Raw genomic sequence first — 20286 nt, forward strand, 5'->3', positions numbered from 1 at the left:
TCTATACCGTTCTTGAAAAAACTTGTTTTTCCTTATTTAAATTTTTTAAATACACATCAAAACACATTGCTATATTTCGTATAAGTAAAATCCCTGTTTCATTAACTTGAAAAAAATTTTCATCTTTAAGAAAAAAATCCTTATATTCATCTAAAGCTTGTAAATCTTCTTTAAAATACTCATCAAAACAAATATCAAATTCCTTTTCAACAGCTTTTATATCCAGCTTAAAATTCGCCATTAAAGCCATAATAACAGCCTTTCTTAATTCATCATCCTTGCTTAAAACTTTACCCCTCTCAAAAGGCAAAAGCCCCTTATCAATTGCGGCTTCGTAACTCTGCATATCTTTATAATTTTGCGCATAATGCCTTTGCCCTTCTCCTATACTTGTAAGTCCTACTCCTATCAAGTCAGTCCCACCTTTGGTAGTATATCCTTGAAAATTACGATGCAAGGTGTTTTCTTGTAAAGCTTTAAAAAGCTCATCGTCTTCTTTAGCAAAATGGTCCATTCCTATCATTTTATAACCATTTTGACTTAAGAACTGCTCACAAAACTCCAAAATTTCTAGCTTAACATCCGGACTTGGCAAAGTGCTTTCATCAAATTTACGCATATTTTTTTTTAACCAAGGTACGTGAGCATAGTTGAAAATAGCCAAACGATCAGGATCTAAAAGCACTGCTTTTTCTAAAGTTTGCGAAAAAGTATGGAGATTCTGATAAGGCAAACCATAAATTAAATCCATATTTACAGATTTTATCCCTTTCTTTCTCACAAGCTCTATAGCTTTTTTTGTAAGTTCAAAAGGCTGAATTCTATGAATTTCTTTTTGTACTTTTTCATCAAAATCCTGTACTCCAAAAGAAATTCGATTAAATCCATTTTGAGTTAAAACTTCAACTTGAGAATCGTCTAAAAAACGCGGGTCAATTTCGCAACTAAGTTCAGCATTATCCGCAAAATACAAAAAAATACTCTTAATTTTAATAATCAAACTTTCAAGTTGTAAAGCAGAAAAAAATGTCGGCGTTCCTCCGCCAAAATGCATTTGCACAACTTTTCTTTTTGTATCTAAACAAGTAGCAAGTATATCAAGCTCTTTAAAAAGATACTCTAAATATCTTTGTTTATTCTCCTCTTTAGAAGTATAAACAACATTACAGCCGCAAAAATAACAAGCACTTCTACAAAAAGGCAAATGAAAATACAAAGACAAGTCGCGATTTTGTTGTTTTAAAATAGTTTTATAATCCTTATAATCAAACTCTGAATTAAATTCTACAGCAGTAGGATAGGAAGTGTATCGTGGTCCGGCTTTAGAGTATTTAACAAAGGCTTTATAATCTCTCATTCTCTTTCACTCTTTCTATCATTGCCTCCATATCAACAAATAAATTCGGATGTTCTTTTTTTATATCAGAAACAAGTTTTTCAAGATCGATATTAATTTCCATTAATCCGTTTGCGGCTTTGCGTTTAATCTCATCCATAGCCACAGTCCAAGCATCATTAAAATCAATAGGAATTTGCTGATATAAAGCCTTTTCGAGTCGAAGTTCAAAATTATCTTTTTGCGCTTGTTTTAAAGTCTCAAGCATATTCTTAAGACTGTGAAGAGAAATCATAGTATGGACATTCTCATCTTCATCAATAAGAAACCAAGGTTCTGGTGAATCTATAGTGCCATTTTTTAAACTTAAAACTTTTTCATTCTCATTTTTCGTTTTAAGCTCAAAAATTGTTTGCTCTTGCAATCCTAACGTTTTTGCAAATTCATTGATTGTATTTAAAGTAACACGAGTTTTCTGTAAGCTTTTCATCGTCTTAATCCTTGAAAAATAAAAAGCATTGTAACAATTTTTGGTTTAAAAATGAAGTTTATTCTACAAGTTTGCCTCAATTTTAGTTATAATTTTCTTAAAAAAACAGAGCCTAAGAATGAATGAGACCGATCGAAACGAAAATCAAGTAAAAAACACACAGAATGATACAAAAACGAGAGCAATTTTTTTAGGATTGGGCTTAGCTATTTTATTGCAAATTTGTTCTACTTTGCTTGTATATTTTTACCTTAATGCTTCTCTAAAAGTTTCTGTTTTAACAGGGGCTACCGTTTTACTCATTACTCTATGGACAAATAAAGCTCTGCCAATGGGAGTTGTTTCTCTACTTCCTATTATTTTGTTTCCTGTTTTTGGTATTTTAGATACAAAAAGCGCTACTTCAAATTATGCAAATCCTATCAATTTTCTTTTTTTGGGTGGGTTTATGATAGCTACGGCTACTGAAAAAATAGGTTTGCATCACATTATTGCTCGAATTTTTTTAGCCCGTTTTGAACAAAGTCCAAAAGGAGTTATTAGCGCACTTGGTTTTGCTGCTATTGCCTTAGGTACTGCTCTTTCAAATTCGACCGTAACGCTTTTACTTTTACCTGTGGCTTTAAGTATAACAGACAGTCCTTTCCTCAAAACACGTTTTTTACTTGCTGTGGCTTTTGGTTCAAGCATCAGTGGTATCACAACTCCTATTGGAAGTCCGCCAAATTTAATTTATCTAGGATTTTTAGAAAGTATTGGTTTAGAAAGAATCAATTTTATCACTTGGGTACTTATGATGTTACCTGTAACACTCTTAATGTTTTATATGATGGTTTCTATTCTTTCTTATGGAACGAAAGGATATGAATTAAAACCAAATATTGACAATGATATAAGCATTACAAAAGAACACAAAAGACTTCTTGTCATTCTAGCTACTCTTTTAATTACCTTATTACTCAATTCACCAATCCAACCTTTTTATTCAGGACTTGGATTAAATGAAAATCTTGTTTTGCTTGCTTTTGGTCTTACAATGTTTATGCCAAAAATCGGTTTTTTAGATTGGAGTGATTCAAAATCTATTCCATATGAGCTTATCTTTTTATTTGGAGCTTCTTTTTGTATCGCAATGGCATTTTCTCAAGCAGAACTCGGTGGAGCTTTCGAAAAATTTTTCAAACTTTTTAATTCTCTACCTTTTATCGTCTTTATCTTTTTAGTATGTTGTTGGGCTATTGTTGCCACAGGCTTTTTATCAACAACAGCCTTAATCGCTATCGTTTTACCTATTATCAATGTTGCTACGAGTTCTTTTTTAGACGATACGCAAAGAATGCTTACTATGCTTATTGTTACTATCTGTGCAAGTTTTTCTTTTATGATACCAATCAGCACACCACCGAATGCCATAGTGTTTTCACAAGGCGGGATTAAAACTTGGGATATGATACGTTTTGGATTTTTATTAAGTCTTGCAGGTATAGTCTTAATTACTCTTTTTGGAATTTCTTATTGGAGAATTTTTCTTTAAATCGTTTTAATCTAATAATTTATCGTTGCGAATCTAAAAAACACAACAAAGCTTTCACAACAAACAAACGATTCCTTGCTTCTGTAAAAATAACTTCACTATGAGCCTCAAAAAGTCCTTCGCTCACTTCATAACCTCTGTATGCTGGTAAACAGTGAAGCAAAATCGCATTTTCATTTGCTCTACTCATTGCCTCCTCATCTATAATAAAACCTATAAAATCTTTCATTTTCTGCTCTTTATCCTGCTCTTGTCCCATAGAAATCCAAGTATCAGTAATAACTACATCCTTACCTTTTAAAACTTCACATTTATCGTGACTTATCATAATCTTTGCTCCACTTTTTTTCGCCTCTTCCTTTGCAAAAGCAAGAATTTCAGGATGTATCGCATAGTTTTTTGGCAAAGCAATCCCAAAATCAAAACCTAAAAGAGAAGCAGCTATAAGCCAAGAATTGCACATATTATTACTGTCACCGACAAAAGCAATTTTGCCTTCTTTCTTCCATTCTTTTATAGTAAGTAAATCTCCTAATACCTGAGTAGGATGATATAAATCACTCAAAGCATTAATAACAGGAGCTTTAGAATATTTTGCAAATTCAAGCAAAGTATCGTGAGAATTCACTCTTAACATAACAAAATCAACCATAGAACCGACAACCCTTGCCGTATCTTTAATAGGCTCACCACGACTTAATTGCAAATCGTTCGTATTTAAAAACAAAGCCTTGCCTCCAAGCTCATTCATAGCAAGCTCAAAAGCTAATCTCGTACGTGTAGAATTTTTTTCAAAAATCATTGCTAAGCTTTTATCTTGAAGGAGTTTTCGAGGACTCTTTTTTAAAATACTTGCATTCTCAATAATACCTATAATCTCATCTTTGTTCAAATCTCTTAAACTTAAAAAATGTCTCATCCTATCCCTTTAACAATTCTTTAGTCAATTGTATTCATTCAACTAAATTATAATTTATTGTAAAACATCTTTTTGCAATAAATTTGCAAGCTCTTTTGCGTGATATGTTATGATAAGTTTTGCCCCTGCTCTTTTAAAGGCTATCATTGTTTCATAAAGCACTCTCTCATAATCAACAAACCCTGCTTTTTTCGCAGCTTGAAGTAAAGCATACTCACCGCTGACATTATAAACACAAATTGGAAGTTTGGAATTTTGACTTAATTCCTTAACAATATCCAAATACGCTAATGCTGGTTTTACCATCAAAATATCAGCCCCTTGCACTTCATCTTCTAAACTTTCTCTTAAAGCTTCTTTACCATTATGAAAATCCATTTGATAACTCTTTCTGTCTCCAAAACTTGGGGTAGAATCAGCCACGTCACGAAAAGGTCCATAAAAATTTGAAGCAAATTTTGTAGAATAAGCCATTAAAGGTATATTTTCAAAACCCTCGCTATCAAGTGCTTCTCGCAAAGTTGCAATAATACCATCCATCATTCCACTAGGTGCTATCATATCAGCACCTGCTCTTGCGTGAATAAGGGCTTGTTTAACTGAAATTTGCAAAGTAGCTCCATTATCGACACTTTGAGTTTTAGGATTTACAATACCGCAGTGACCGTGTTCTGTATATTCGCAAAAACACAAATCTGTAATAAGCAGCAAATGAGGAAATTCCTTTTTTATAGCTCTTACACTTCGTGCTATCAGACCTTCATCATCAAGTGCATCACTCCCGCAACTGTCTTTCTTTTCACCTTCAAGTACTCCAAAAAGCAAAATAGCTTTAATACCTAATTTTTCTACTTCCTTGCATTCTTTCAAAAGCTCATCCAAACTCATTTGAAATACACCGGGCATTGAAGATATTTCATTTTTTATAGATACGCCATTAACAACAAAAAGCGGATAAATGAGTTCATCAATATTTAAAGTATTTTCTTTTAACATTGTACGCAACTGGCGCTTCATTCTTAATCTACGGAAACATTTAAACATATCACTATTGCCTTTTTTTGCTATAATTTTAAAAAGATACCATTTTACCAAGAAAGTAGTTATTTATGCAAATACAAATTTCAAATCCTGCATACCTCCCTACCAAATGGGGTGATTTTACAATACAAAGTTTCAAAGAAAATGAAAAAGAACACTTATGTGTTTTCAAAAATAAACCTAAAAACACTTTAAATTTACGAATCCACTCAGAATGCCTCACCGGAGATGCTTTAAGAAGTTTAAAGTGCGATTGTGGAGAACAGCTTGACTTTTCTCTTCAATACATGCAAAAATATGGTGGAATGATAATCTATTTAAGGCAAGAAGGCAGAGGTATAGGACTATTTAATAAAGTAAATGCTTATGCTTTACAAGATAAAGGGCTAGATACCATAGAAGCAAACCATCAATTAGGTTTTAAAGCTGATGAACGCAGTTATGAAATAGTCGAATTTATACTTAAACATTATGGTATAACGCAAATAAATCTACTCTCAAATAATCCGGAAAAACTTAACTTTTTAAACGAAAAAATCGTTCTTCGAATACCCATTATCATAACCCCAAATCGCTTTAACACACAGTATCTTAGTATAAAACAAAGTCAAATGGGACATTTACTTTGAATTTAAACTTTCTACATTGTTTAGAAAGTTTCGAACAAGACGAATGTCAAAAAAGAATTCAAAGTTATAAGATTTTACTTCAAAAGTACAATAGCATTCATAATCTCACACAAATAAAAAATATTAATCAAAATATACAAGACAGTTTAGAAATTCTCAATTTTGTAGATTTTACACAAGCAAAAGATATTATTGATATAGGAAGTGGTGCTGGTTTTCCTGCTGTATTTTTAAGTTTTATTTTAAATGCAAATTTCCATCTTTTTGAACCAAATGCTAAAAAAGCTGCGTTTTTAAGAATGGTAAAAATTGAATGCGCATTAGAACATTTATATATTCATAAAGAAAAAATACAAGAATGTACAAATTTAAAAGCTGATATTATCACTTCAAGGGCTTTTATGCACACAAAAGCTGTAATACAACTTTGCAAGAATATTACAAAACAAAACAGCATTATCATTTTATGGAAAGGAAGTCAAGTCTATGATGAGATTCAAAGTTTAAACAATTATGAACTTTTTGAAAGGATGTTTGGAAAGTATTGTGTAATAAAAGATATTCACGCAAAGCGTGAATAAAGATTATTCTATATCAGCACTAAAGGTAATACTTACTAAAGGCCAGGAAATTCCGCCGTGTCCGGGTGCTACATTACTTAAATCTTTCAAAGCTTTTGAAGCATTTTTAAAAGTATGCAAATCAAGTTGTCCTTTTGCTTCAAATTTAGAATCTTGTATAGTATAAGTTAAAGGTATAATGGTACTTTTTTTATCTAAAGTAATTTTTGCACTAATAACACCTTTGTTATCGCCCTCAACTACATCTTGAAAAAGTACTTTAATATCGCCATTTCCTAAAAGACTTGGAAAAAATACTTTGGTGATATTTTCAGTAATTAACTCTAAACCTTCTCCCATAAAAGCATTACTTGGAAGTATAGTTGCTTTTGCATTTTTAAGATAGGTAGTTAAACTCGAACCATCTTTTCCAAATGTATATTTTACATCTTTAAAAGTTCCCGCTGTAGCAATCATTTCTTTTGTTTTATATCCTTCAAAATCTATCTTCAAACTTTCTTTTTTAAAAGAAATAGCACTTAGACTTGAAGCTAAGAGTGCAGAAGCTACAACGCTTACTAAAATTTTTTTCATTTTTTTCTCCTTGTAATTTTCTGAAAAAACACATTATAATATTAAATACTTAACAAAACAAAAAAGTTTATAATTTTTTTCATAAGAGAATTTTTTTACATTACTTCAAACTGCAATTCAAATTAGCTCTAAGAATGCAAGAATTCTAGAGCCATTAGAGTATAACCTTGCATTAAAAGTTTTAAATTTTCATCATTCCAGCAAAAAGTTGAACTATGATGTAAAGTAGGATTGTTTAAATCCTTAGAGATTCCAAGAAAAACATATGCTCCTTGTTTTGCTTGTGTTAAAAAAGCAAAATCTTCAGCTCCCATATCAGGCTTTGCTTGAGTAATAATATTTTCATTTCCTATAAGCTTTGCAAAAGCTTTTCTAGCTATATTTGCCATTTTTTCATCATTAATCAACGGCGGATATTCTTTTTTGTATTCAAGTTTAAACTTACCACCAAATTGCATTGCAATAGCTTTGGCTATATTTTCTATAGAATTTTGCAAAAGCTTTTGATTTTCTTCGTTTAAATATCTCACTGTTCCTTGTAAAAAGGCATTTTGAGGTATGATATTAAAGGTTGTTCCTGCTTGTATCTTTCCTATTGTAATAACACCAGCATCAACAGGTTTTAAACTTCGAGAGATAACACACTGTACATCACTAATAAACTTTGCTGCCATTACTATGGGATCGATTGTAGTATGAGGATGTGCTCCGTGCCCCCCTCTGCCTTGAAATTCAAGCTCAAAAACATCAACACCGGCCATCAATTCTCCACTACAAATTTGAGCTGTATTTTCAAGCAATGGACCCCATAAATGGCAACCAAAAACTGCATCTACTCTTGGATTTTCAAGAACTCCAGCTTCTATCATAGGTTTTGCTCCTCCGCTGCCCTCTTCAGCAGGTTGGAACATTAATTTAACGCAACCTTCAATATGATCGCGAAGATCATTTAAAATTAAAGCCGCACCAACTAGACCTGCGGTGTGTCCATCGTGTCCGCAAGCGTGCATTTTTCCTGCTCTTTTTGATGCATAACTTAAACCTGTTTCTTCTTGTACGGGCAATGCATCCATATCAGCTCTTAAAAGCACACACTGTTTTTTTCTTTGTGTTTTCTTTCTCCCCTCTATCAAAGCAATAATTCCTGTTTTGGCAATATTTCTTTCATAAGCAATACCTGCTTTATCAAAAATTTCACACACTAAATTCCCTGTATTGTATTCCTCAAATTCAAGCTCTGGATACATATGAATTGTATGTCTTAGTTCAACAATTTTATTGAAGTATTTCTGGCTAAGATTTGTTACACTTTCTTGCATTCTTTAATCCAAATTTTTAATCTTTTCATCAGCTTTTTTTTCATCCATTTTTTCTAAATTAGCTTCCATCTTACGAATTTCTTCCTCTCCGCTACGAACTAAATCCTTATCTATTTTAGAAAATGTTCCCGTCTTCTTTCCTGCATAATCAATTTTTGAAAGTATAAAACGTAATAAATTAAGCCGTGCTTTTTTCTTATCATCAGAACTTATAATAGTCCAAGGACACGTCGGTGTATTTGAAGCAAGAAGCATAGAATATTTTGCCAAAGTGTATTTATCCCAAAGCTCTTGAGATTTTTGATCTACAGGCGATAATTTATACTGCTTAAGCGGGTCAGTCCTACGTTGGTCGAAACGTTTTTTTTGCTCTTGTTTTGAAACAGAAAAATAAAATTTAAAAAAGAGTATTCCACTACTTGAAATCATATTCTCAAAAAGTGGAACTTCTCTAAGAAAATCTTTGTGTTGTTGTGGAGTACAAAAGCCCATTACAGGTTCAACTCCTGCACGGTTATACCACGACCTATCAAAAATAACAATTTCTCCAGCTGAAGGCAAATTCTGTATATACCTCTGAAAATACCACTGTGTCTTTTCTACATCACTTGGTTTTTCAAGTGCTACAACACGACAACCTCGAGGATTTAAATGCTCAATCAAACGTTTAATAGCTCCGCCCTTTCCAGCAGCATCTCGTCCTTCCATAAGTATAAGGATTTTTAAACCTTCAGCTTTAACAAAATTTTGAAGTTTTAGCAGTTCAATTTGTAAATTTTGTAAATCTTGCTCATATTCCACAGTGCTTTTTTTCTTTTTAATTTTAACATACTTACTATCTTTTTTCATAGTACTATGTACTAGCTCATTCTTTTGCTCTTGCATTGAAACCCCTTTTTTTAATTAATATTTAGTTTAAATTTACCATAACAAAATATAATCCAAGCTAAAATGTTATATAACCTTTCAGGAAGCTTCAATGCGGTTTATTTTATTTCTCTTTGTTTTTATTTCAAATTCTTTTGCAAATTTTCTCCAACCAAGTGAAGCTTTTAAAGTTAATACAACTTCAAACAAACAAGCCGTTTTTATCGATATGAAACTCGCTGATGGAATTTTTCTTTATAAAAATTCTCTCAAACTCCTCCTCAATAAAGAAGATATAACTGCTTTAGTAAATCTTCCACAAGCTGCAATAAAAGACAAAGAAGAAGTCTATTTTAATGCTTTCAATCTCAACATTCCAAAAATACTCATCGATACATATACTCAAGAAAAAAATACTGTCTTGCAGTTCTATTATCAAGGCTGTTCAAAAGAAGGTTTTTGTTACAGACCTCAGCAACTCGCTTTTTCATTAACAAAAAATAAAGATTCATACTCTTTAAGCCCCCTAAAAGAAATAAAAAAAAATGCAAATACATCTTCAGAAGAGAATCTTATAGCGAATTTTTTAGCTAATGAGAAAGCAATTTTTACTCTTATAAGTTTCTTTGGGTATGGGCTTTTACTTTCTCTTACTCCTTGTTCTTTGCCTATGATTCCTATTTTATCTTCACTTATCATAGCAAAAGGTGGGGCTAAAAATTCAAAAAAATACAATTTTTTCCTCTCTTTTATATATGTGTTTTCTATGTCTTTAACTTATGCTTTAGCTGGAATTGTCGCAAGCTTTTTAGGCGCAAGTATTCAAGGAATTTTACAAAAACCTGCCGTTTTGATTTTCTTTGCCGTGCTTTTTCTTTTTTTTGCTTTAGTAATGTTTGGAGCATTTCGCTTTGAACTTCCATCAAAACTCCAAGCACTTTTACAAAAAAAAACGAATCAAGGTAAAGGAGTACTTAGTATCGCTTTTATGGGCTTGCTTTCTGCTCTCATTGTAGGACCTTGCATTAGCGCCCCTTTAGCAGGGGCACTCCTGTATATAGCCGATAGCAAAGATGTTTTACTTGGAGGTGCAGCACTTTTTATAATGAGTTTTGCTATGGGACTTCCTTTGCTACTCGTTGGACTTGGAATAAGCTTCATTAAACCCGGAATTTGGATGCAAAAAATCACGTTTTTCTTTGGTTTTGTAATGTTAGCTATGGCTCTTTGGATACTTTCACGTCTCATACCTGAAAATATTACCCTTCTTGCTTTTGGAATTTTAGGAGTCTTTTTTGTTAGTTTTATGGGACTTTTTGAAAACAATGAAAATCCTTTCACTCTTATCAAAAAGAGTGTTTTGATACTCATACTAACTTATGCTTTAAGTCTTTTTTTAGGAGGACTTTTTGGAGCTAAAGACTTCCTAAATCCTTTCCACTTTTCTAATACCAACAAAGAAAAAGAACTTGATTTTAAATACCTACCTACTCTACAAAGCATACAAGAAATTCTTTTAGAAAGCTCACAAAAAGTAATGCTTGATTTTACAGCCACTTGGTGTGCAAACTGCAAACTTCTCGATGAAATTACTTTCAAAGATGAAAAAGTAATAGAAAAACTCAAAGAATACAAGCTGTTTAAGATTGATCTTAGCGAAGGAAATAAAGAACAGCTTGCAATAATGAAAGAATTTGGAGTATTTGCCCCTCCTGTGCTTATATTTTTCGAAAACGGTACAGAACAGCTGAAAGTCATAGGTTTTATTCAAGCAAATGAGCTCCTAGAAAAGCTTCAATGATTCTTGGTACTAGAAAATTCAATCTTTTATTAAAAACCCTCTAACTCATATATCTTTTTTCTATCAGTAGAACTTGCAATATCAAGCTGTTGTCTGTACTTTGTAACAGTACGTCTGCCTATATCAACTTTAAATTCATTCTGTACAAGTTGTAAAATTTTACTATCGCTTAAAGGCTTGCTTTTATTTTCATTTTTCACCAATTGATATATAAAGTCCTTTACACTTGCATTAGAAGTTTCACCATCTTCATCTAAAGCAAAGGCAAAAAAATCTCTTAAAGGTATGAGTCCTCTTTCACAACTTAAATACTTATTTGCAATCGCACGAGATATAGTAGAGGCGTTACGTTGTAAATCCCCAGCTAAATCTTTTAAAGTCATAGGCTTGATCTCTTTTCCTAAAAAGAAATCATATTGGTATTCAACTATCATAAGCCCTATCTTATAAAGTGTTGCTTTTCTCATAGCCAAAGCATCGATTAAATTCTTTGCTTCTTTAATATAATGACTCAAAAATTCGTGATTTTGCCCATCAAACTCAAGAGAAATTTCAGGATAATACTCATCATTAATTCGTACCTTGATTTCATCATTCTCCCGAAAAATAACAATATCAGGAACAACAACGCGGCTGTCTTCAAAATACTCTAAAAAAGGTGGGATACTGAAATTTTTGAGTATTGATAAGGCTTCTTTATACAATTTTTGCTTGGTGTAGTTGTGAATATTTTCAAAATCCAAAATAAGCATACGACAGAATTCATACAGACTGGCATCAAGCTCTCTATTTTCTAGTGCAAATAAAAAAGCTTCTTTATAATCTTTAGCTCCAACTCCAACAGGATCAAGAAATTTAAATCTCTGTCTTATCCTTTCTACCTCTTCACAACTATATTCCAAAAAAAAATCTTCATTATATTCAAAATACCCATCTTCATTAAGGCATTCTATAATTTTAGCGGCAATGTCTTGAGATTTTTTCGTAGGAAAGAGTGGAGGAATAATTTGCTCATTTAAAAGCTCATAGACACTTTTTTTTGATATTCCCATACTTTCAACTAAAGATGAATTTGTATTTTGCCTGTAAAAAGAATCAAAATAATTCTTTCCATTCTCACCGGTTTTGACATTTTCATTCACACTTACAAAAGGATTATTCTGTGAAATTTGTTCCAAATTCTCTTTTAAATCTTCAATACTAGCTTGCAACAAAGGCAACCACGAACGTAAAGTGTGTGAAAGTTTTGTTTTTTGTGTTTGTTGTACTTTTTGTTTTAACATCAATCAAGGAGTTTAAACTCCGCTCCTAAATAGTATTTTTTAACATCTTGATTATTTGCAATCTCTTCTGCACTTCCACTTGCAAGTAAAGAACCAGCACGTATAACATAAGCTCTATCGCATATCGCTAAAGTTTCTCGCACATTATGATCAGTAATCAAAACGCCGATGTTAAGCTTTTTTAACTCCTTTATCAAACCTTGAATCTCTGCAACTGCAATAGGATCAACACCAGCAAAAGGCTCATCAAGCAAAAGAAATTTTGGTTCACACATTAAGCTTCGTGCAATCTCACACCTTCTTCTCTCTCCACCACTTAAACTCAAGCCTTTTCGCACTCTTATAGGCTCAATACTTAAAAGCTCAAGCATTTTTTCTACTTTATCGTGAAGAATTTTCTTGTCTTTATAAAAAATTTGGGCTGCTAAAAGCAAATTCTCTTCTACACTCAAATCCTTAAAAATACTGCTTTCTTGTGGTAAATATCCTATACCCAAACGTGCGCGTTTATTAAGAGCTTCTTTTGTAATGTCTTTTCCATCGATCTCCACTTTACCACTACTTGGACTAATTAATCCACATATCATATAAAAAGTTGTTGTTTTTCCAGCACCATTTGGTCCCAAAAGTCCTACAACTTCACCACTTTGTAATTCTAAAGAAATATCTTGTATAATTTTAGTTTTTTTAATGCTTTTTTCTAGATTGGAAATTTGCAATTTACTCATAAATTGTATACTTTCTTTTCTGTTCTAAGGCAATGATTTCAACAATAGTACTTGTTATACCTAATCTGCCCAAGGCTTTTTCCACTTCCTCATCGCCCCATTCAACACAATGCAAAGCTTTTTCAAAAAAAATTTCAAACAAACCATTCGCAAGTATGCCTTGCAATCCCACTTGATAAAGATCATAATGATACACACATAAAGTTTCCTTGTGATATTTTTGCATTAAAGAGAAAGTTGGAGAATGAACCTCTGCTTGTATGCCTAAAAAATTCACCCATTTTTGCACTAAGGTTGTTTTTCCACTTGCCACCTCTCCGCGAAGTAAAACTACTCCATCTTGAGGCAAATGAAAAAAGAGTACTTGGAGTTCATCTTGAAACAAAATAAATTCTTTCATATCTTACTCACATATTCATTTTGTGCTGTCTTTGGTATAGTTTTTGCATTTGGGAGAGCAAGAACTTTGTATTCTTGTATAGAAGTACTCAATTGCAAAGAAATTATATCTCCAATCTTTACTTCCTTACTCGGCTTTACAACTACCCCGTTAATGCTTACTACACCACTTCTGCACATATCTTCAGAAATAGCCCTACGTTTTGTAATATTGACTGCATTTAAAAATTTATCTATTCTCATAAGAAAATTTTATCAAAAAAAAATAAATTTTGGAACACTAAATGCTTGTCTTTAAAGATTTATTAAAACATAATCTTAAAATTTTTCCTTAATCAATTTTTAGCTACAATCTCTTACTTTTAAATAACTTTCGAGGAAAGACAGATGAAAAATGAAATAAAAAAAGTTGTTTTGGCTTATTCTGGAGGACTTGATACAAGCATTATTTTAAAATGGTTGCAAGATGAATACAATTGTGAAGTGATAACTTTTACTGCTGATATAGGTCAAGGAGAAGAACTTGAACCTGCTCGACAAAAAGCTCTCAGTCTTGGTATAAAACCTGAACATATCTTCATCAAGGACTTGAAAGATGAATTTGTTAAAGACTATGTTTTTCCTATGTTTAGAGCAAATACTCTTTATGAAGGGGAATACTTACTTGGAACAAGCATAGCAAGACCTTTAATCGCAAAAACTCAAGCACAAATAGCAATGCAAACAGGAGCAGATGCACTAAGCCACGGAGCAACAGGAAAAGGAAACGATCAAGTGCGTTTTGAACTCGGCTATTTGGCTTTCAATCCAAATTTAAAAATTATAGCCCCTTGGAGAGAGTGGGATCTTAATAGTAGAGAAAAACTTTTAGCTTATGCGAGCAAACATAATATTGACATCTCAAAGAAAAAAGACAAAAGTCCTTATTCTATGGACGCAAACTTACTTCATATCTCATATGAAGGGCTTGTGTTAGAAGATCCTGCTTGTACTCCAGAAGCTGATATGTGGCGATGGACTGCGAGTCCGCAAGATGCACCAAATGAGGGAGAAAAGATAGAACTTGAATTTAAAAACGGAGATTTATATAAGATCAATGGAAATTCTTTAAGCCCATCAAAACTTTTAACTGCACTTAACAACCTTGGTGCTAAACACGGCATAGGACGACTTGATATAGTTGAAAACCGCTTTGTAGGTATGAAAAGCAGAGGTTGTTATGAAACACCCGGTGGAACTATACTGCTTAAAGCCCACAGAGCAATTGAAAGCATAACACTTGATAGAGAAGCGGCACATTTAAAAGATGAGCTTATGCCGCGTTATGCTCATTTGATTTATAATGGTTTTTGGTTTTCCCCAGAAAGAATTCTTCTTCAAGCTTTAATTGACGAATCACAAAAATATGTCAATGGAAAGGTTTATCTTGAGCTCTACAAAGGCAATGTTATCATTACAGGCAGAGAAAGTGCTAATGACAGTCTCTTTAGCAGTGCATATTCTACTTTTGAAGAAGATGAAGTATATAATCAAAAAGATGCGGCAGGATTTATCAAACTCAATGCTCTTCGATTCATCATAGCCGGAAAAAACGGAAGAAAACTTTAGATGAAATCGCAAAAAATTTTATCGGCATTTTTGAGTACAAGACTTCAAACTTTGACAAACAAACAGGAATTAAAATTTTCGATTCTAATTTTGAGAAAATAAACAGTAGTTTTTTAAATTAAATCTCAACTCAAAATTGATAAAATAAATCCTTTGAAAAAAGGATTAAATATGAAAGTACTATTAATCAAAGAAATTAAGGGTTTAGGAAAAGCTGGAGAAATAAAAGATGTTAAAGAAGGTTATGGACAGAATTTTTTACTCAATAAAGGTTTAGCACAACTAGCCACAACTGAAGTTTTAAGAAAATTTGAAGCCAACAAAAAGAAAGAAGAAGAGATTTTACGTTTTGAAAAAGCAAATGCAGAACAACTCAAAAAGCAACTTAGCACAACAACAATAGAACTCTCAAAATCTGTTGGTACAAATGGAACTCTTTTTGGTACGGTTACAAAAGAAGAGCTTTCAAAAGCCTTGCGCGAACAAAAAAACATAGAACTTGATAAAAAAAATTTAGAATGTTCAAGTTTAAAAACGCTTGGAAAACACACTATAACAGCAAAGCTTGGACACGGTATTCACGCAACATTTACTCTCGATATAAAGGCACAATAATGTTTCACGCAACAACAATACTTGCTTACAAAGGTAAAAAAAAATCAGTCATAGGTGGCGATGGACAGGTTAGCTTTGGTCATACAGTACTTAAAGGCAACGCAGTTAAAATTCGCAAACTTAACAATGGTAAAGTTTTAGCAGGATTTGCTGGAAGTACAGCTGATGCGTTTAATCTTTTTGATATGTTTGAAAATTTACTTACAAGCTCTAAAGGTGATTTGCTTAAAGCTGCTATTGATTTTTCGAAAGAATGGAGGAAAGATAAATACTTAAGAAAGCTTGAAGCTATGATGCTTGTCCTTGATAGAAAACATATTTTTCTACTTTCTGGAACTGGCGATGTTGTCGAGCCTGAAGATGGACAAATTGCTGCCATTGGAAGTGGAGGTAATTTTGCTCTAAGTGCCGCAAGAGCATTAGCAAAACATACAAAACTTGACGAAGAAGAACTCGTACTTTCAAGTCTTCAAATCGCTGGTGAAATTTGTATCTACACAAATACAAATATAAAAACTTACACGATCAAGGATGAACAATGAATTTAACACCAAAAGAAACGGTAGAGTTTTTAGATGATTATGTCATAGGACAAAAAAAAGCAAAAAAAATCATAGCCATAGCTCTAAGAACTCGTTACCGTAGAATGAAATTAAGCCCTGAACTTCAAGATGATATAGTGCCAAAAAATATTTTAATGATAGGTTCAACAGGTGTTGGAAAAACAGAAATAGCAAGAAGATTAGCCAAAATGATGGGTTTTCCTTTTGTAAAAGTAGAAGCAAGTAAATATACCGAAGTAGGTTTTGTGGGACGTGATGTCGAAAGTATGGTGAGAGATCTTGCAAATGCGGCTTTAAATTTAGTCAAAAATGAACAAAGAGAAAAAAATACTAATAAAATCAACGAATTTATAGAAAACAAAATTTTAGAAAAACTCCTACCGCCATTGCCAAAAGGAGTTAGCGACGAAAAACAAGAAGAGTATAAAAACAGTCTTGAAAAAATGCGAACAAAACTTAAAAATGGAGATTTGGACGAAAGCGTAATAGAAGTAGAACTTTCACAAAATATGTTTGATACAAATCCAAATTTACCTCCAGAAATGGGAGCTATGCAGGACATAGTTAAAGTCATAGGAGTTGGGAGTAAAAAAATCAAAAAAGAAATGAAAATCAAAGATGCAAAAAATGCCCTACAAAATGAAGCTATCGAAAAAATCCTTGATCAAGAAAGCATCAAAAGCGAGGCTTTAAAGAGGGCTGAAAATGAAGGGATTATTTTTATTGATGAGATTGACAAGGTTGCTATTTCAAATGGAAATTCAAACAGACAGGATCCAAGCAAAGAAGGCGTTCAAAGGGATTTATTACCAATAGTTGAAGGCTCAAACGTGCAAACTAAACTTGGGATACTGAAAACAGATCACATACTCTTTATCGCAGCTGGTGCTTTTCATTTGAGCAAACCAAGCGACTTAATACCTGAACTTCAAGGTCGCTTTCCACTCAGGGTAGAACTCGATAGTCTTGATGATAAAGCACTTTATGAAATTCTTACTCGTCCAAAAAATTCACTTTTAAAACAATACAGTGAGCTTTTAAAAACCGAACAACTCCAACTCGAATTCGAAGATGAAGCCATTTGGCAAATTGCAAAAATTGCTTCAAGAGCTAATGAAGAAATGCAAGATATAGGAGCAAGAAGACTGCATACCGTCATTGAAAAATTGCTTGAGGATATAAGCTTTGAAGCCAATGAATACTCAGGGAAGAAAGTAGTTGTTGATAAAAAAATGGTTGATGAAAAACTTGAAGATGTTGTTGAAAATAAAGATCTTGCAAGGTATATTTTGTGAAATCCGGCTTTGTAAGTGTTATAGGTCGTACAAATGCTGGAAAAAGCACTTTGATTAATTCATTACTTGAAGAAAAAATTACTCTTGTTTCACGCAAACAAAATGCTACAAGACGTAAAATCAAAGCCATAGTGATGAACGATGAAAATCAAATTATTTTCATCGATACTCCAGGTCTGCACGAGAGTAAAAAGATTTTCAATCAGTTTTTAATCCAAAGTGCGATACAATCCTTAAACGACTGTGATCTTATTGTATTTGTTTCAAGTGTATTTGACAGCACAAAAGAATATGAAAAATTTTTAATGCTAAAACCAAAAATGCCTCATATTATAGTACTCAATAAAGTTGATTTAGCTTCTAACAGCACACTCTTAGAAAAACTCAATGAATATACACATTTTAGCGAGTACTTTCAAGCTATTATTCCTTATTCGTGTAAGAAAAAAAGCTATAAAATGCCTTTATTAAATGAACTTTGCAAATATTTACCTAAGCATCCTCATTATTACGACAGCCAACTTTTAAGTTCAAACACACAAAAAGAACTCTTCAAGGACTTTATCTTAGAAAGCATCTATGAGAATGTCAATGATGAACTTCCATATACAAGCGAAGTTATAATCCAAAACATTAGCGATCAATACAGAATTTTAAAAATAGAAGCAAAAATCATCACAGACACAAAGTCTCATAAAAGCATACTCATAGGAAAAGAAGGAACAACACTTCACCGTATAGGCAAAGCTGCAAGATTCAAAATCACTCAACTTGCTCAACAAAAAACTTTTTTAAAGCTTTTTGTTGCTGTGCATAAAAATTGGCAAAAAGACGAAACATTTTTGAAAACACTGTATGAGTAGAAAAAAAACTCAAGCTCGATTCATCTCCTTTGATAAACTCCACTACATACTGAAAACAAAAACTAGCGAGGATATGTTTCTTGAAACTGCAAAAGAACTCAATTTAAAAGAACCATTCAAATATCAAATGAGTTTTGCAGAATATGAAGGTTTTTACCACTGCTTCTTTGCGGAATTTACCCATATTGGCAAGGAAGGTTTTTGTTATCCACAACCTTTAATTTTTCAAGCACTTGCAGATGAAAAATTAATCAATGAAAAGAATTTTTGCGTTGTAGTTTTTAATGAAAAATTCAGTCTTTTATGCTTATATCATAACGCAAAGCTTAGTAAAGTAAAAAATATTCCCACTCTTACACTTTTAACTGTTCATTCACAAGATGAGCAACGATTTGCTGAAATTCTACAACAAGCTCGAATTATAGAGCTTTTACAATACCATCAAATACAACTCTTATTAAGCTTTAATGATACAGTGCATTTTACAACATTTCTTGGAAAACAAACAGGAATCAAGTATGTACAACTTGAACAAATTCTAGGGAACAATGCTTTAGAAGAACTCAGTCAAAAAAGTATAAAATATCTTGATGAAAATGCAAATTTTATAAAACAATACAAAAGAACTTTTCCTCTCTATTTGAAACTTTTTATCCTTTTTATCTCTTGCTTTTGCCTTACTCTCTTTTCGCTAACTATGCTTGAATTGCCGCGGTACCAACAGAATAAAATCATCAAAGCAGAAAATGAAAATTTGAATAATGAGCTTGTACTTTTAGAACAAAAAACACAAAAACTTCTCAAAGAATTCAAAGATCTCAATCATACACTTTATACAGAGTCTCTTTTACTTGAACAAAACATCCAAATTTTCAATGCAATCTTTGAAACTCTCAAGCCTAATCAAAACAAAACCTTTCTACTATATAAACTCTTTACTCTACTTAATGCAAATAAAATTACAATTTCTCTGCTTAGATTTGAAGATTCAAAACTTACACTCTTTTTGAATACACAGGAAAATTGGAGAAATGCTTATATGCTTTTTAGTCAAAATTCGGAATTTAAGCTTTTAGAACACGATGAACTTTCATATACTCTCGTTCTAGGATATGATAATGAGTAGATTAGAAATGTTTTTAGAAAATTTAAGTTTAAGAGAAAAATTTCTTATGAGTCTTTTAATCATTATTTGTGCATTTGCTTTAGCTTATAAAAGCTATGAAGACTTTTTTCAAAACTTTTTTCAAGAAAATATGCTCTTTTCTAAAGGAGTTTTATTGGAAAAAAAAGAAGAATTTGCAAAAACTCAAAAACAAAAAGAAGAAATCGATCAACAACTTAAAAAACAAAAACAACAGCTTGAAAAATATCAACATTCGTTGTCTGTGTTTGCAAAAGATTATGAAAGCTATATCAAAGAGATTAAGGAAATTGCTGATGCGCAAAAGGTAATTATAAAAGATATACAAACTTCCTTTGAAGACAAAACATATTTTAAGCTTTACAAGATTCGGTTAAACCTCAATGGAAATTTCATTCCTTTGTTTGAAATGATTAAAACACTTGAAAAACAAATACCACCTTATCTCTTTGCTGTTGTAGAATTTGAAAATATCACAAGTTTGCATTTAAATGCAAACTTTGAACTTTTATGCCTGTCTTTGTATTAATATTCTTATTTTTATTTTTTTACAAAGCTACTAAAACTCTCAACATTTTTAAAGTGTAATGCCATCTAATGCTTTATTCAATAGAGTTTGAATAATTTTTATTACAACTTGGTTTAACCGCTTTGTTAGAACACATCGTGTCTAAAAATTTTAAAGCTTTGATAAAGAT

The 20286-nt window shown here is 32.1% G+C and carries 22 protein-coding genes; 11 read left to right on the forward strand and 11 right to left on the reverse strand.

Going from position 1 to position 20286, the window contains the following annotated elements:
• Position 1: 1 nt before the first annotated feature.
• On the reverse strand, positions 2 to 1357 hold the full coding sequence (hemN, locus tag OQH62_RS04455) for an oxygen-independent coproporphyrinogen III oxidase (protein ID WP_266014366.1): 1356 nt from the start codon (positions 1355 to 1357) through the stop codon (positions 2 to 4).
• Complete coding sequence (locus OQH62_RS04460; protein ID WP_266014368.1) at positions 1344 to 1826, reverse strand: DUF2603 domain-containing protein; 483 nt, start codon at positions 1824 to 1826, stop codon at positions 1344 to 1346. Before OQH62_RS04460 ends, hemN begins: the two co-directional genes overlap by 14 nt.
• A gap of 118 nt (positions 1827 to 1944) precedes the next feature.
• Here OQH62_RS04460 and OQH62_RS04465 point away from each other — a divergent pair, with 118 nt between their 5' ends.
• Complete coding sequence (locus OQH62_RS04465) at positions 1945 to 3360, forward strand: SLC13 family permease (RefSeq protein WP_266014370.1); 1416 nt, start codon at positions 1945 to 1947, stop codon at positions 3358 to 3360.
• A 19-nt stretch (positions 3361 to 3379) separates the two neighbouring features.
• Here OQH62_RS04465 and argF read toward each other — a convergent pair whose 3' ends face one another.
• Together argF and hemB are read right to left on the reverse strand one after the other, a co-directional pair.
• Positions 3380 to 4279 carry an ornithine carbamoyltransferase gene (argF, locus tag OQH62_RS04470; protein ID WP_266014373.1) on the reverse strand — a complete coding sequence of 300 codons (900 nt, stop codon included), beginning with the start codon at positions 4277 to 4279 and terminating at the stop codon, positions 3380 to 3382.
• Between the two features lie 54 nt (positions 4280 to 4333).
• Positions 4334 to 5323: a porphobilinogen synthase gene (gene hemB / locus OQH62_RS04475; protein ID WP_266014376.1), complete on the reverse strand. Its 990-nt coding sequence runs from the start codon at positions 5321 to 5323 to the stop codon at positions 4334 to 4336.
• Positions 5324 to 5388: 65 nt separating this feature from the next.
• Between hemB and ribA the strand changes: the two genes are divergently transcribed.
• Entirely contained in the window at positions 5389 to 5949 is a 561-nt protein-coding gene (gene ribA / locus OQH62_RS04480) for a GTP cyclohydrolase II (RefSeq protein WP_266014379.1), read from the forward strand.
• A complete protein-coding gene (gene rsmG / locus OQH62_RS04485; protein WP_266014383.1) occupies positions 5946 to 6530 on the forward strand; it encodes a 16S rRNA (guanine(527)-N(7))-methyltransferase RsmG in 585 nt (194 codons plus the stop codon). Before ribA ends, rsmG begins: the two co-directional genes overlap by 4 nt.
• A gap of 3 nt (positions 6531 to 6533) precedes the next feature.
• Here rsmG and OQH62_RS04490 read toward each other — a convergent pair whose 3' ends face one another.
• The 3 genes from OQH62_RS04490 to ppk2 form a co-directional block, all read right to left on the reverse strand.
• A complete protein-coding gene (locus OQH62_RS04490) occupies positions 6534 to 7103 on the reverse strand; it encodes a hypothetical protein (RefSeq protein ID WP_266014385.1) in 570 nt (189 codons plus the stop codon).
• A gap of 128 nt (positions 7104 to 7231) precedes the next feature.
• The gene (locus OQH62_RS04495) at positions 7232 to 8422 is read right to left on the reverse strand and encodes a M20 metallopeptidase family protein (protein WP_266014387.1); all 1191 of its coding nucleotides are present in this window, start codon (positions 8420 to 8422) and stop codon (positions 7232 to 7234) included.
• Positions 8423 to 8425: 3 nt separating this feature from the next.
• On the reverse strand, positions 8426 to 9307 hold the full coding sequence (gene ppk2 / locus OQH62_RS04500) for a polyphosphate kinase 2 (RefSeq protein WP_266014391.1): 882 nt from the start codon (positions 9305 to 9307) through the stop codon (positions 8426 to 8428).
• Positions 9308 to 9401: 94 nt separating this feature from the next.
• Between ppk2 and dsbD the strand changes: the two genes are divergently transcribed.
• Positions 9402 to 11090, forward strand: a complete 1689-nt coding sequence (gene dsbD, locus OQH62_RS04505) for a protein-disulfide reductase DsbD (RefSeq protein ID WP_266014394.1) — start codon at positions 9402 to 9404, stop codon at positions 11088 to 11090.
• Positions 11091 to 11119: 29 nt separating this feature from the next.
• Here the strand turns inward: dsbD and OQH62_RS04510 are convergent, their stop codons facing one another.
• From OQH62_RS04510 to OQH62_RS04525, 4 genes are read right to left on the reverse strand one after another with little or no spacing between them, the layout of a single operon-like run.
• Positions 11120 to 12373 (reverse strand): RNA polymerase factor sigma-54, encoded by a 1254-nt coding sequence (locus OQH62_RS04510; protein ID WP_266014523.1) that lies wholly within the window; start codon positions 12371 to 12373, stop codon positions 11120 to 11122.
• Positions 12373 to 13101, reverse strand: coding sequence for an LPS export ABC transporter ATP-binding protein (lptB, locus tag OQH62_RS04515; protein WP_266014397.1), 729 nt, complete (start codon positions 13099 to 13101; stop codon positions 12373 to 12375). Before lptB ends, OQH62_RS04510 begins: the two co-directional genes overlap by 1 nt.
• Positions 13094 to 13501 (reverse strand): tRNA (adenosine(37)-N6)-threonylcarbamoyltransferase complex ATPase subunit type 1 TsaE, encoded by a 408-nt coding sequence (tsaE, locus tag OQH62_RS04520; protein WP_266014400.1) that lies wholly within the window; start codon positions 13499 to 13501, stop codon positions 13094 to 13096. Before tsaE ends, lptB begins: the two co-directional genes overlap by 8 nt.
• Positions 13498 to 13743, reverse strand: coding sequence for an RNA-binding S4 domain-containing protein (locus OQH62_RS04525; protein ID WP_266014404.1), 246 nt, complete (start codon positions 13741 to 13743; stop codon positions 13498 to 13500). Before OQH62_RS04525 ends, tsaE begins: the two co-directional genes overlap by 4 nt.
• 144 nt (positions 13744 to 13887) lie before the next feature.
• On the opposite strand from OQH62_RS04525, the gene OQH62_RS04530 reads away from it, so the two are divergent.
• The 7 genes from OQH62_RS04530 to OQH62_RS04560 all read left to right on the forward strand — a co-directional run bounded on the left by OQH62_RS04530 (position 13888) and on the right by OQH62_RS04560 (position 20117).
• The gene (locus tag OQH62_RS04530) at positions 13888 to 15108 is read left to right on the forward strand and encodes an argininosuccinate synthase (protein WP_266014407.1); all 1221 of its coding nucleotides are present in this window, start codon (positions 13888 to 13890) and stop codon (positions 15106 to 15108) included.
• A 171-nt stretch (positions 15109 to 15279) separates the two neighbouring features.
• Positions 15280 to 15723, forward strand: a complete 444-nt coding sequence (gene rplI / locus OQH62_RS04535) for a 50S ribosomal protein L9 (RefSeq protein ID WP_266014410.1) — start codon at positions 15280 to 15282, stop codon at positions 15721 to 15723.
• Entirely contained in the window at positions 15723 to 16265 is a 543-nt protein-coding gene (gene hslV, locus OQH62_RS04540) for an ATP-dependent protease subunit HslV (protein ID WP_266014412.1), read from the forward strand. The genes rplI and hslV overlap by 1 nt, the downstream gene beginning before the upstream one ends.
• Complete coding sequence (hslU, locus tag OQH62_RS04545) at positions 16262 to 17581, forward strand: ATP-dependent protease ATPase subunit HslU (protein WP_266014416.1); 1320 nt, start codon at positions 16262 to 16264, stop codon at positions 17579 to 17581. Before hslV ends, hslU begins: the two co-directional genes overlap by 4 nt.
• On the forward strand, positions 17578 to 18444 hold the full coding sequence (era, locus tag OQH62_RS04550) for a GTPase Era (protein ID WP_266014419.1): 867 nt from the start codon (positions 17578 to 17580) through the stop codon (positions 18442 to 18444). The genes hslU and era overlap by 4 nt, the downstream gene beginning before the upstream one ends.
• A complete protein-coding gene (locus OQH62_RS04555) occupies positions 18437 to 19570 on the forward strand; it encodes a hypothetical protein (protein ID WP_266014422.1) in 1134 nt (377 codons plus the stop codon). Before era ends, OQH62_RS04555 begins: the two co-directional genes overlap by 8 nt.
• A complete protein-coding gene (locus OQH62_RS04560; RefSeq protein ID WP_266014425.1) occupies positions 19563 to 20117 on the forward strand; it encodes a hypothetical protein in 555 nt (184 codons plus the stop codon). The genes OQH62_RS04555 and OQH62_RS04560 overlap by 8 nt, the downstream gene beginning before the upstream one ends.
• Positions 20118 to 20286 lie beyond the last annotated feature (169 nt).

This window comes from Campylobacter sp. MIT 21-1684 (assembly GCF_026241315.1).
In the GTDB taxonomy this organism is placed as follows: domain Bacteria; phylum Campylobacterota; class Campylobacteria; order Campylobacterales; family Campylobacteraceae; genus Campylobacter_D.

Bases quoted from the DNA above. Each gene is read 5' to 3' on its own strand.
- tsaE (WP_266014400.1), bottom strand. From the start codon at position 13,501: ATGAAAGAATTTATTTTGTTTCAAGATGAACTCCAAGTACTCTTTTTT.
- OQH62_RS04560 (WP_266014425.1), top strand. From the start codon at position 19,563: ATGAGTAGATTAGAAATGTTTTTAGAAAATTTAAGTTTAAGAGAAAAA.
- OQH62_RS04530 (WP_266014407.1), top strand. From the start codon at position 13,888: ATGAAAAATGAAATAAAAAAAGTTGTTTTGGCTTATTCTGGAGGACTT.
- OQH62_RS04465 (WP_266014370.1), top strand. From the start codon at position 1,945: ATGAATGAGACCGATCGAAACGAAAATCAAGTAAAAAACACACAGAAT.
- rplI (WP_266014410.1), top strand. From the start codon at position 15,280: ATGAAAGTACTATTAATCAAAGAAATTAAGGGTTTAGGAAAAGCTGGA.
- hemB (WP_266014376.1), bottom strand. From the start codon at position 5,323: ATGTTTAAATGTTTCCGTAGATTAAGAATGAAGCGCCAGTTGCGTACA.
- lptB (WP_266014397.1), bottom strand. From the start codon at position 13,101: ATGAGTAAATTGCAAATTTCCAATCTAGAAAAAAGCATTAAAAAAACT.
- OQH62_RS04525 (WP_266014404.1), bottom strand. From the start codon at position 13,743: ATGAGAATAGATAAATTTTTAAATGCAGTCAATATTACAAAACGTAGG.
- argF (WP_266014373.1), bottom strand. From the start codon at position 4,279: ATGAGACATTTTTTAAGTTTAAGAGATTTGAACAAAGATGAGATTATA.
- dsbD (WP_266014394.1), top strand. From the start codon at position 9,402: ATGCGGTTTATTTTATTTCTCTTTGTTTTTATTTCAAATTCTTTTGCA.
- hslU (WP_266014416.1), top strand. From the start codon at position 16,262: ATGAATTTAACACCAAAAGAAACGGTAGAGTTTTTAGATGATTATGTC.
- OQH62_RS04460 (WP_266014368.1), bottom strand. From the start codon at position 1,826: ATGAAAAGCTTACAGAAAACTCGTGTTACTTTAAATACAATCAATGAA.
- hslV (WP_266014412.1), top strand. From the start codon at position 15,723: ATGTTTCACGCAACAACAATACTTGCTTACAAAGGTAAAAAAAAATCA.
- OQH62_RS04510 (WP_266014523.1), bottom strand. From the start codon at position 12,373: ATGTTAAAACAAAAAGTACAACAAACACAAAAAACAAAACTTTCACAC.
- OQH62_RS04555 (WP_266014422.1), top strand. From the start codon at position 18,437: ATGAGTAGAAAAAAAACTCAAGCTCGATTCATCTCCTTTGATAAACTC.
- OQH62_RS04495 (WP_266014387.1), bottom strand. From the start codon at position 8,422: ATGCAAGAAAGTGTAACAAATCTTAGCCAGAAATACTTCAATAAAATT.
- OQH62_RS04490 (WP_266014385.1), bottom strand. From the start codon at position 7,103: ATGAAAAAAATTTTAGTAAGCGTTGTAGCTTCTGCACTCTTAGCTTCA.
- hemN (WP_266014366.1), bottom strand. From the start codon at position 1,357: ATGAGAGATTATAAAGCCTTTGTTAAATACTCTAAAGCCGGACCACGA.
- ribA (WP_266014379.1), top strand. From the start codon at position 5,389: ATGCAAATACAAATTTCAAATCCTGCATACCTCCCTACCAAATGGGGT.
- ppk2 (WP_266014391.1), bottom strand. From the start codon at position 9,307: ATGCAAGAGCAAAAGAATGAGCTAGTACATAGTACTATGAAAAAAGAT.